Here is a 10604-nt window from a genome sequence, read left to right on the forward strand (position 1 = left end):
GATGTGCCACCGAGCACGCTAGGTCGATCAGGAGCAGACGCGCGGATAACTCATCATGGCCCGGGCCACTACGCCCAACCAGGAGGCCGGATATACGTGAGCAATCGATCCCCTTGTTGTCCAACATCCGCGCTAGCAAAACGGGAGGAGTCCATATACGGACTTTAGTCCGACATCGCGGGTCGATCAGGCAGGGTTTGTCGGACTGAAGTCCGACCTACAGGATGGCTAAACGGGCACGAACAGCGTGTCGTCGCCATCCGCCACCGCTCGCAGCGGATGGCCGAAGGCGGCGGAGAGGCGGTCGACGGTGAGCACGCTGGCGGCGGGGCCGATGACGTGGCCACCTTCGCCATCCAGCAGCAGCACGTGGCTGGCGTAGCGGGCGGCGAGGTTGATGTCGTGGAGCACCATCACCACGCCGGCGCCGCCTTTGGCGAGCCCCTGGAAGTGATCGAGCACCGCCACCTGATGGTGCAGATCCAGGTGAGCCAGGGGTTCGTCGAGCAGATAGAGGCGCGGTTGCTGGACGAGCAGCGCGGCGATGGCGAGGCGCTGGCGCTCGCCGCCGGACAGGGTGGGCACCTGGCGTTCGGCAAAGCCGGCGAGGCCCATCGTCTCCAGCGCGGCCAGGGCGATGGCTTCGTCCTCCTCGCCTTCCCAATCCCAGCGGCCCAGATACGGGTGGCGACCGACGAGGGCGGTCTCGAGCACGGTGGCGCTGAAGTAGTCGGGCTGGCTCTGGGCGAGCAGGCCGCGCAGGCAGGCTTCGTGGCCGCGAGGCCAGTCGCCGTAGGGCTTGCCGGAGAGCAGCACGCTGCCGCCAGCGGGCGGGCGCAGGCCGGAGAGGGTGTGCAGCAGGGTGCTCTTGCCGGCGCCGTTGCGGCCGAGGATGACCAGGGTGTCGGCGGGCTGGAGGGTGAAATCCAGATCGCGGCACACGCGGTGGCGGCCGACTTCGACGGCGAGGGCTTCGGTGCCGAGCACCGGGGGACGGGCGTCCATCTTCATCGCGGATGCCTCGTCAGCAGAAAGAGGAACACCGGCACGCCAAACAGCGCGGTGAGCACGCCCACCGGCAGCTGGATGGGCGCCACCACGGTGCGGGCCGCCGTGTCGGCAGCGGTGAGCAGTACGCCCCCGGCCAGGGTGGCGGCGGGCAGCAGCAGGCGCTGGTCGTTGCCGATGGCGAGGCGCACCAGATGCGGCACGATCAGCCCGACGAAACCCACCGAACCGACGGTGGTGACCGCCACGCCGGTGAGCAGCGCGCCCAGGCCATACACCAGCGCCCGCAGGCGGCCGACGCGCACGCCCAGGGCCCGGGCGGTGATCTCGCCCCGGGAGAGCAGGTTGAGCTCCCGCGCGAAGGGCAGCACCGCCACCAATCCCAGGCCCAGCACGGCAAGCGCCGGCCACGGCTGGCTGACGCTGCTGGCGTCGCCCATCAGCCAGAACAGCATGCCCTTGACCCGGCCTTCCGGCGCGAGGCTGAGCATCAGCGCCACGGCCGCGCCACAACCGGCGGCCACGATGACGCCGGTGAGGAGGAGGCGCGTCTGCGTCCATGACCCATCGCCGTGGGCGAGGCCGAACACCAGCAGCGTCGCGCCCAGCGCGCCGATGAAGGCGCCGGCATCGATCCAGCCAGAGGCAGCCCCGGCCAGGATCGCCCCCAGCGCGCCCACCGCCGCGCCGCCGGAGATGCCCAGCACGTAGGGGTCGGCCAGGGGGTTGCGCAGCAGCACCTGCATCAGCGCGCCGGCCAGGGCCAGCAGGCCGCCACACGCAAAGGCGGCCACGGCGCGGGGCAGGCGCAGGGTGCGGATGATGTCGGATTCCATCCCGCCGCCGCTGCCGGTGAGGGCGGCGAGCAGATCGGCGTGGGTAACCGCCAGCGCGCCGGCGGAGAGCGCCCAGGCAAAGGCGGCCAGCGCTGCGGCGACGAGGGCGGCCAGCACCAGCCGGGCGCGCCGGCGTCCGTGGCGGCCGGCACCGGGGCGCGCCGCCGGGGTAGAGGCGGCGCTGCGGGTGGCGAGGTGGAGCTCGTCGGCCATCGTCAGAAGGCCGCCTGCGGGCGGTGGGTGTGTGGGTTCATGGGTGTGTTCAGCGCCGGGCCGGGGGTTGCCCGCGGCCCGGTTTGGTTACGAATTACCTCGGGGCGTAGCGTACGCCGAAGAAGACGTTGGCGCCGGGGGTGTTGTAGCCGTAGGCGGTCTCGTACTGCTTGTCGAGGAGGTTGTTGGCCCGGCCTTCGACGCTCCATTCGGGCGTGACGGCGTACTTCACGAAGGCGTTGAGGAGGCCGTAGCCGCCCAGCCGGTCGCGCTCGGTGGCGGTGGCGAGGGCGGTGGTGCTGAAGCTGACCGCGTCGTAGCGGCCGCCCACGCCTTGCAGCTCGACCCCGGCGGTGATGCGCTCGACTTTGCGGCTGACGCGGAAGTGGCCGCTCTGCTTGGCCCGGCGCGGCAGGCTGGCGTCGGAGTCGCGGTCCTTGGCGTCGAGGAAGTCGATGCCGGCTTCCAGGTCGAACCCGGCCAGGCGCGTACCGCCCGCCAGCGACACGCCCTGCACCAGCGCCTCGCGCACGTTGGACGGCATCGAGCGGCCGGTGCTGGGGTTGCGGAAGGTGACGATCATGTCGGAGATGCGGTTGCGGAACACCGTGAGGCTGGCGAAGCTGCCGCCCTGCGACCACAGCAGGCCGATCTCCTTGTTGTAGGCGTTTTCGGGCTTGAGGTTGGCGTTGCCGAAGCCGGGGTAGTACAGCTCGTTGAAGGTGGGCGCGCGGAAGGCCGAGCCGATGCTGCCGGTGAAGCGGAGGCCGTTGGCGATCTGGTAGCCGTAGCCGGCGTAGCCGGTGGTCTTGCCGCCGTACTGGCTGTTCTCGTCGTGACGGGCGTTGAGCTGCACGGTGTGGGCGCCCAGGCCGGCCGTCCAGCCGAGGAGCGCCGAGTTGACGGTGCGCCCGCCATCGAAGGCGCCTTCGCTGAGCACCTTTTGATGGAGGTTTTCGTAGGCTGCCATCAGGGTGCCGACGGGCAGGCGGATGTCGTGCTGCCAGGCGAGCTGGTCCTGGGTGGTGCGGATGGTGGAGCCGGCGGGCTTGCTGAGCATGAAGCCTTCGTAGCTATCCACCGACTGGCCGAAGCGCAGGGTGCTCGTCCAGCTGGCGGCGAGGCGGTTGCGGCTGTGGAGGCTCCAGACGCGCTGGGCGGAGTTGTTGTAGTTGTTGAAGCTGGCTTCGCCGTCGTAGAAGTTGCGGCCTTCGGTGGCGAGGAAGGTGGCGCCCAGCTCGTGGCCGTCGGCGAGGCGGTAGCCCAGGTTGCCGGAGACGCTGGTGTTGCGATACGGATCGTGGTCGGGGTTGTAGCCGGTGGCCTTGCGCATCTTGGCGCTGGTGCCTTCGGTTTCGGTGTAGCCGCCGCGCAGGGCGTAGCTGAGGCGCTCGGTGCCGCCCGCCACGCCGGCGGAGACTTCCCGCGCGCCGTAGCTGCCCGCGCCGGCAAAGGCGTCGACGCGCGGCGTACCGTGGCCCTTGCGGGTGAAGATCTGGACGACGCCGCTCATGGCGTCGGCGCCGTAGAGGGCCGAGGCCGGGCCGCGGACGATCTCGATGCGCTCGATCTGCGACAGGGGGATGTCCTGCCAGCTGGCCGTGCCGGTGGTGGCGGAGCCGATGCGCATGCCGTCGATGAGCAGGATGGTGTGGTTGCCGTTGCCGCCGCGCATGAAGATCGAGGTGCTCTTGCCCGGGCCGCCGTTGGTGGCCATCTGGATGCCCGGCTGGCGGGCCAGGAGCTCGGGCAGGCTGAAGCTGGCGCCGGATTGTTCGATCCGGGCGCGGTCGATCACGGTGACGTCGGCGATGGCCTCGTCGGCACGCTGGGCCTGGCGGGACGCGGTGACGACCACGACGGGCTGTTCGGCGTCGGCGGCAAGGCCGGTGAGGGGGAATGCGGTGGCCACGGCGAGGGCGGCAAGGGTGGGGCGGATGAAGGTCATGGAGGTCTCCCGAGCCGGGCGGCGTCCCCGCCAACCCGGTGGTTTGCTGGTGGAAGCACCCGGGGGAGAGGCTGGCCCGGGACGGTCGGAAACCGTCCGGCGTGCGCCTGCCACCACCCCGTGGCACTTCCGCTTGAGGCAACCGAGGCCGGTATCCGGGCTTGCAGTGGGGCGGGGCCGTTGAAACCGGCACCGCCGCGGCGCGTCGCCTTCCCAGGCCGAAGGGCCCAGTGGCGCAGTGACGCGTCGTGTTACTGCTTACCGTTGCGGGGGCAGCACAGGCCTTGCGGCTTCGGCGAGAAGCGCGCGCACCTGTTTCCCGTTTAACCCCCGGGCCTGCCGGCCCGGGAGCACCTTGGTCACGTCGATCGGCCGGCAGCGGTGCCGCCGGCCGAAGGTTCCTGCTGGTTTGAAGCTGTGATGAAGCGCGACGACTCAGCGGAAGTAGTAGCGCACCGAGCCGAACAGGGTGCGGCCTTCCGCCGGGTAGAAGTAGTAGTCGCCGGCGAAGGACGAATACAGCGCGTAGGGCGCGTACTTCTGGTTGGTGGCGTTGGCGAGGCGCAGCTGCAGCGTCACGTCACGCACCTTCCAGTCGGCGTGCAGATCGAGGATGCCGTAGCCGTCGAGCATCTCCTTGGTGTTGTCGAAATCGCCCCCGAAGCGGCGCTTGCCCACGTGGGTCCAGGTGGCGCCGTAGCGGCCGGCGGTGGCGGCGTCGAACACCGCGCCGACCCGGTACTTGAGGTTGGGCGCGAGGGTGACGGTGTTGCCGCTGTAGGGGCCATCCACGAACTTGGCGTTCTGGGTGGTGAGGCCGGCGTTGAGCTCGAGCTTGGGCAGGGCGCGCCAGCGGGCTTCGAGCTCGAGGCCTTCGCGGCGGGTGCGGTCGAAGTTCTCGTTGGCGTAGGTGATGGGGTTGTAGCCGATCTCGTCGGTGAGGCTGAGGCGGTAAATGGCGCCCTGCAGCAGCAGGCCGTCGGCCTTGTAGCGGGCGCCGACTTCGAGGTTGGTGCCGTGCTGGGGCCGCACGTTGCCGCCGGTGAACACCGGGGCGTAGGTGAGCGGGTCGTAGCCGAAGAGCTCGTCGGTGTTGGCGAAGCGGAACACCTGGCCCCAGCGGGTGAACAGCCGGGTGCTGCGATCGAGATCCCAGGCGAGGCCGGCCTCGAAGGCGTTGCGGGCGTGGGTGGCTTCGCCGTCGATGCCATTGACGCGGTCTTCGGCGTGCTGACGGACGATCTGCCGGCGCCCGCCCAGGGTGAGGTGCAGGTCGGAGCGCAGCGAGGTGGTGTTCTGCACGTAGAAGGCGCGGGACAGCTGGGAGCCGGATTGATCCAGCGCGACGTTATCCACCTTGCCGTGGAACACATCCAGCCCGGCGACGGTGGTGCTGGCCAGCCCCGCCAGCCCGTGGCGCCACTGCAGGCGCGGGGTGAAGGCGGTGGTGTCGCGGTTGGCGATGTAGGGCGTGGCGCCGTACACGGCGTTCTGGCGCGAGGTGTTGTAGGTGATCTCGCCTTCGAGCATCAGGGTGTCGGTGATGGCGTAGCGCACACCCGGGCGCAGGCGGTAGCCCTCGCGCTTCTGCTGGTCGGTGAGGCTGCGGGCGCGGGTCGGGTCGGCGTCGTAGTCGGCGCGCTTGATGGAGCCCGGCAGGCCGTTGGAATCGCCGTAGGCGGCCACGTCGACGAAGACTTCGCGCTCGTCACCGAGGATGTGCCCGACCCGGCCGGAGACGGCGCGCTGGTCGCCCTGGGTGTTCTTGCGCCAGCCGTTCACGTCGGCGTAGTTGGCGAACACGTTGAAGTAGGTGGCGTCGGCCGAGCCGGCGGCGGACACATCGACCCGGCGGTAGCCGTAGCTGCCGAGGGTGAGCCCGGCGCTGGCGCGGGGGGCGCCGGATTTGTCGGTGATGATGTTGATCACGCCGCCCACGCTGCGGTCGCCGAACAGCACGCCGCCGGTGCCGCGCATCACCTCGACGCGATCGACGTTCTGCAGCGGGATGGCCGACCAGTCGATGCCGCTCATGTCCACCGGGTTGAGGCGCTGGCCGTCCACGAGGATGAGGGTGTTGCTGCCGGCGGATTCGCCGAAGCCGCGCAGGTCGACCACGGTGTCGATGCCCAGCGCGCCGGACATGGGGCGCACGTCGATGCCGGCGGCGAGGCCCAGCACGTCGGGCAGGCTGGCGCCGCCGCTCCGGGCGATGTCTTCGCGGCTGATGCGGGTGAGGCTGACGGGGGCTTTGGAGTCGACGTCGTCGAAGCGGCTGGCGCTGACGACGACTTCGGGCTGCACGTCGGCGGCGAAGGCCGGCGCGGCAAGGGCGGCAGCCACGGCGAGCGCGACGGCGGAATGGCGGTTGATCATTTTTATGTGTTCTCCCTGGCCCGCTGGCGTCCCCGCCGAATCGGGCAAATCATGTGTGGAAGCACGCGAAGGGGGAGAAACTGGGAGAGGCGCCGGAAAACTCCGGCTGCGCCCGTCGCCACCACCCCGTGGCACTTCCGCTTGGTGTGTCCGAGGCCGGTATCCGGGCTCGCAGGCTGGGCGGGTGGATTGACCACCGGCCGCGGCGCGTCGCCTTCCCAGGTTGAAAAACCCAGTGGCTCATTGACGCACCGTGCACCTGCTTACCGTTGCGGGGGCAGCACAGGCATGGCGGCTTCGAGGAAGACCGCGCACCTGTTTCCCGTTTAACTCCTGGGCCGGATGGCCCGTGGAGCACCTGGAGCACTTTGTTGCCGGCAGACCGCGCCGCCGGCAAACAGCCTGCGATAATACCACCAATTCAGACACTTCCGGATTTCCATGAGCTGCGAACTGATCCTCGGCGGCGCCCGTTCGGGCAAGAGCCGCCTGGCCGAAACCGAAGCCGCGGCAAGCGGGCTTGCCGTGCATGTCATCGTCACCGCCGAGGCGCTGGACGCCGAAATGGACGCCCGCATCACCCGCCATCAGGCCGACCGGCCGGCCGGCTGGCAGGTGGTCGAAGCGCCCCGCCAGCTCGCCGCGGCCCTCGAGGCCACCGCCGCGCCCGATCGCTGCGTGGTGGTCGATTGCCTGACCCTGTGGCTCGCCAACCTGCTCGATGACGCCGAAACTCTCGCCCCCGGTGAAGGCGCCGAGCGGCTGCCGATGTTCGCCCGCGAGCGCGCCGCGCTGCTCGACCTGATCCCGCGCCTCCCCGGCCAGGTGATCTTCGTGGCCAACGAGGTGGGCCTCGGCCTGGTGCCCGAAACACCGCTGGGCCGGCTGTTCCGCGACGAGGCCGGCCGCGCCAATCAGGCCGTGGCCGCGCTGTGCGAGCGGGTGGTGTTCGTCGCCGCCGGCCTGCCTCTGGTCCTCAAGGACATGCCCCGCCCCTGACCCCACTCCCGATTTCCCATTCCCCGCTTCCCACCCTTCCCATTTCCCACCACCCGCCCGCCCTGCTAGCATCCGCGGCTTCGCCCCGCTCCCGTCACCGTCATGACCTACGCCATCGCCCGCCCCGACCAGGGAATCGCCGCCGCCCTCCAGCAGCGCATCGACACCAAGACCAAGCCCCTCGGCGCCCTCGGCCGGCTCGAAGCCCTGGCGAAGCAGATCGGGCTCGTCCAGCAGACGTGCTCGCCCGAACTGCGCCAGCCGCAGATGCTGGTGTTCGCCGGCGACCACGGCGCGGCCAAGGCCGGCGTGTCGGCCTACCCGCAGGACGTGACCTGGCAGATGGTCGAGAACTTCCTGGCCGGCGGCGCGGCGATCAACGTCTTCGCCCGCCAGATGAACCTCGGCCTGACGGTGGTCGATGCCGGCGTGGCCCATGACTTCCGCGTCCGCCCCGGCCTCATCGACGCCAAGCTCGGCGCCGGCACCGCCAACTACCTGGAAACCCCGGCGATGGATGCCGCCACCCGCGACACCGCCCTCGCCCGCGGCCGCGAGCTCGCCCGCGCGCTGGCCGCCAACGGCAGCAACGTGGTCGGCTTTGGCGAGATGGGCATCGGCAACACCGCCGCCGCGTCGCTCCTCACCCACTGCCTCACCGACGCCGACCTCGCCACCGTGATCGGCCGTGGCACCGGCCTCGACGACGCCGGCCTCGACCGCAAGCGCGGCCTGCTGGCCAAGGCCGTCGCCCGCGGCGGCCGGCCCACCGACCCGCTCGCCGCGCTGGCCGAGTACGGCGGCTTCGAGATCGCCATGATGGCCGGCGCCATGCTCGGCGCTGCCGAGGCGAAGATGGTGCTGCTGATCGACGGCTTCATCGTCACCAGCGCGCTGCTGGTGGCCCACGCCATCGCGCCCGAGATCCTCGACTACTGCGTGTTCGCCCACCGCTCCCACGAGGCCGGCCACGTGGTGCAGCTGGCCCACCTGGGCGCCGAACCGCTGGTGCAGCTCGACCTGCGCCTGGGCGAAGGCACCGGCGCTGCGCTGGTGTATCCGCTGGTGCAGGCCGCGGTGAATTTCCTCAACGAGATGGCCAGCTTCGAATCCGCCGGCGTGGCCGGCAAAGCCTGATCCCGGCCCGGATGCGCACCCAGCTCGAACTCTTCTTCATCGCCATCGGCTTCTTCACCCGGCTGCCGGTGCCGGGCTGGGTCGGCTTCGCCCCCGAAAAGCTCGGCCACGCGGCGCGCTACCTGCCCCTGGTGGGCTGGCTGGTGGGGCTCGTCGGTGTGGCGGTGTATCTGCTGGCGGTGCAGGTGCTGCCGGTGGATATCGCGGTGGTGCTGGCGATGGCGGCCACCATCCGCATCACCGGCGCCTTCCACGAAGATGGCTGGGCCGACGCCTGCGACGGCCTCGGCGGCGGCTGGAACCGCGAGCAGGTGCTGGCGATCATGAAGGACTCGCGGATCGGCAGCTACGGCACCATCGGCCTGGTGCTGATGCTCCTCGCCAAGTACCTCGCCCTCGCCAACCTGGGCGCCGAGGAAGACTACCCGGTGATCGCCGCCCTGCTGGTGGCCCATCCCCTGTCGCGGCTGGTGGCGGTGGGGCTGATGGCCACCCTCGACTACGCCCGCCCCGACGACAGCTCGAAATCCGCTCCGGTGGCCCGCCGCCCCACCGCCGCCGAGCTGGGCATCGCCACCCTGGCCGGCGTGCTGCCGCTGCTGCTGCTCAACCCCCGCGAGGCGCTGGCCGTGCTGGCGGTGAGCGCGGCGGTCGGCATCCAGGCCCGGCGCATCTTCCTGCGCCGCCTCGGCGGCTACACCGGCGACTGCCTGGGCGCCGCCCAGCAGGTGGCCGAACTCGCAATCTATCTGGGAATCCTCGCCGCGTGGAGCTTTACCTGATCCGTCACCCCCGGCCCGCCGTGGCGCCGGGGATCTGCTACGGCCAGACCGACCTGGGCCTCGCCGAATCCGCCGACGTGGTGGCCGAGCGCCTGCGCCCACTGCTGCCGGCCGATTACGCCCTCTTCGCCAGCCCCCTGGCCCGCGCCCGCCTGCTCGCCGAAGCCCTCGGCACCCCGCGCCTCGACCCGCGCCTGAAGGAAATCCACTTCGGCGACTGGGAAGGGCGCAGCTTCGACGACATCGGCCAGGCGGCCCTCGACGCGTGGGTGGCCGAACCCCTGGATTTCGCCCCGCCGGGCGGTGAATCCCCCCGCCAGATGGCCACCCGCGCACTGGATTTTCTGGCCGGGCTGCGCGCCGAGGCCCCGCCCGCGGCGGTGGTCGTCGCCCACGGCGGGCCGCTCCGGGCATTGGCCGGCGAGCTGCTGGGCCTGCCGCCCGAACGCTGGCTCACCCTCGACTTCGCCTGCGGCGAAGTCACCCGGCTGGATCTCCACGACTGGGGCACCGTGCTGCGCTGGTTCAACCGCCACTCTTGCTGTGTCACAAAATAACAAATCAATCTCCCGCGCTTTCCTGTGCGCAACATGGACATTGCTGAAAGCAATTGACCAGTATCAACGCGATGGTCCACCGTAGCGTTGAGATCGAATTGGGAACATGCCGCTGGGCGCGTCGAACAGCCGCGCGACACGTAACCTTCGGGTACGGCAGACTGCGGGCCAAACAATGCTTTTTTGATATCCTTGTGACGCAGCCGTTCGGCGACCAGAGCCCCGTAAGCAGCGACGCGCAAGGTTGCGTGATGGGGCAAGCGGCGCCAGCCCCGACCTTCGTAGTGGGCTAAGAAACCAGCGGAACAGCAGGTTGTAATCAAGCTGCTCGCAGAACTGCTGATCCGAGCGAACCGAGTAGAAGACGATCATCAATTGTGCATTGAGCAGGCGATCCGGCTGGATCGAAGGGCGGCCCGTCCGGGCGTAAAGGCCGTCGAGTTCCGCAGAAATGGCCGACAATGCCGACTCGGCCAGTTTCTTCACCCTACGCAACAGGTGATCAGCCGGAATCCGGTACTCGACCGAGAAACAGTGAAACATCGAGGACTGGGGATCGACTTCGCCGCGCATCAGTGCTGCGCCAGGAGTTCGAGAGTACGGATAGGTGTAAAGTTTCAATGTAAGCGTCCGGCCACCCCATCTCCCCCGGGCAGCCCAAATAGCGTATTCGTGTCCACGCCGAACGACGTGGACACGAATACGCTTCAATTTCTTTTGAATTCAGCCAGCGCGTACGCTTGCCCAG

8 protein-coding genes, 1 pseudogene and 2 riboswitches are annotated in these 10604 nt (G+C 69.8%); of the genes and pseudogenes, 4 read left to right on the top strand and 5 right to left on the bottom strand.

The features are described 5' to 3' along the window. Positions 1-228: 228 nt before the first annotated feature. The 4 genes from GH681_RS22015 to GH681_RS22030 all read right to left on the bottom strand — a co-directional run bounded on the left by GH681_RS22015 (position 229) and on the right by GH681_RS22030 (position 6381). Complete coding sequence (locus GH681_RS22015; protein ID WP_153163665.1) at positions 229-1005, bottom strand: ABC transporter ATP-binding protein; 777 nt, start codon at positions 1003-1005, stop codon at positions 229-231. A gap of 2 nt (positions 1006-1007) precedes the next feature. Beyond that, positions 1008-2057, bottom strand: a complete 1050-nt coding sequence (locus tag GH681_RS22020; protein ID WP_153163666.1) for an iron ABC transporter permease — start codon at positions 2055-2057, stop codon at positions 1008-1010. 94 nt (positions 2058-2151) lie between these two features. Next, the gene (locus GH681_RS22025) at positions 2152-4005 is read right to left on the bottom strand and encodes a TonB-dependent receptor (RefSeq protein ID WP_153163667.1); all 1854 of its coding nucleotides are present in this window, start codon (positions 4003-4005) and stop codon (positions 2152-2154) included. A 128-nt stretch (positions 4006-4133) separates the two neighbouring features. Further along, positions 4134-4378, bottom strand: a riboswitch (cobalamin riboswitch). A gap of 62 nt (positions 4379-4440) precedes the next feature. Continuing rightward, the gene (locus tag GH681_RS22030) at positions 4441-6381 is read right to left on the bottom strand and encodes a TonB-dependent receptor (RefSeq protein WP_153163668.1); all 1941 of its coding nucleotides are present in this window, start codon (positions 6379-6381) and stop codon (positions 4441-4443) included. Between the two features lie 136 nt (positions 6382-6517). Further along, positions 6518-6758, bottom strand: a riboswitch (cobalamin riboswitch). 64 nt (positions 6759-6822) lie between these two features. On the opposite strand from GH681_RS22030, the gene cobU reads away from it, so the two are divergent. The 4 genes from cobU (at position 6823) to cobC (ending at position 9856) form a co-directional block, all read left to right on the top strand. Continuing rightward, positions 6823-7380, top strand: coding sequence for a bifunctional adenosylcobinamide kinase/adenosylcobinamide-phosphate guanylyltransferase (cobU, locus tag GH681_RS22035; protein WP_153163669.1), 558 nt, complete (start codon positions 6823-6825; stop codon positions 7378-7380). Positions 7381-7482: 102 nt separating this feature from the next. Beyond that, complete coding sequence (gene cobT, locus GH681_RS22040) at positions 7483-8517, top strand: nicotinate-nucleotide--dimethylbenzimidazole phosphoribosyltransferase (protein WP_153163670.1); 1035 nt, start codon at positions 7483-7485, stop codon at positions 8515-8517. An 11-nt stretch (positions 8518-8528) separates the two neighbouring features. Further along, positions 8529-9299: an adenosylcobinamide-GDP ribazoletransferase gene (locus GH681_RS22045; protein ID WP_153163671.1), complete on the top strand. Its 771-nt coding sequence runs from the start codon at positions 8529-8531 to the stop codon at positions 9297-9299. Next, entirely contained in the window at positions 9284-9856 is a 573-nt protein-coding gene (cobC, locus tag GH681_RS22050) for an alpha-ribazole phosphatase family protein (RefSeq protein WP_153163672.1), read from the top strand. Before GH681_RS22045 ends, cobC begins: the two co-directional genes overlap by 16 nt. 291 nt (positions 9857-10147) lie before the next feature. Here cobC and GH681_RS22055 read toward each other — a convergent pair. Continuing rightward, a pseudogene (locus GH681_RS22055) lies at positions 10148-10429 on the bottom strand (transposase); the annotation flags it as partial. Between the last annotated feature and the right edge of the window lie 175 nt (positions 10430-10604).

This window comes from Zoogloea sp. 1C4 (assembly GCF_009469605.1).
In the GTDB taxonomy this organism is placed as follows: Bacteria; Pseudomonadota; Gammaproteobacteria; order Burkholderiales; family Rhodocyclaceae; genus Zoogloea; species Zoogloea oryzae.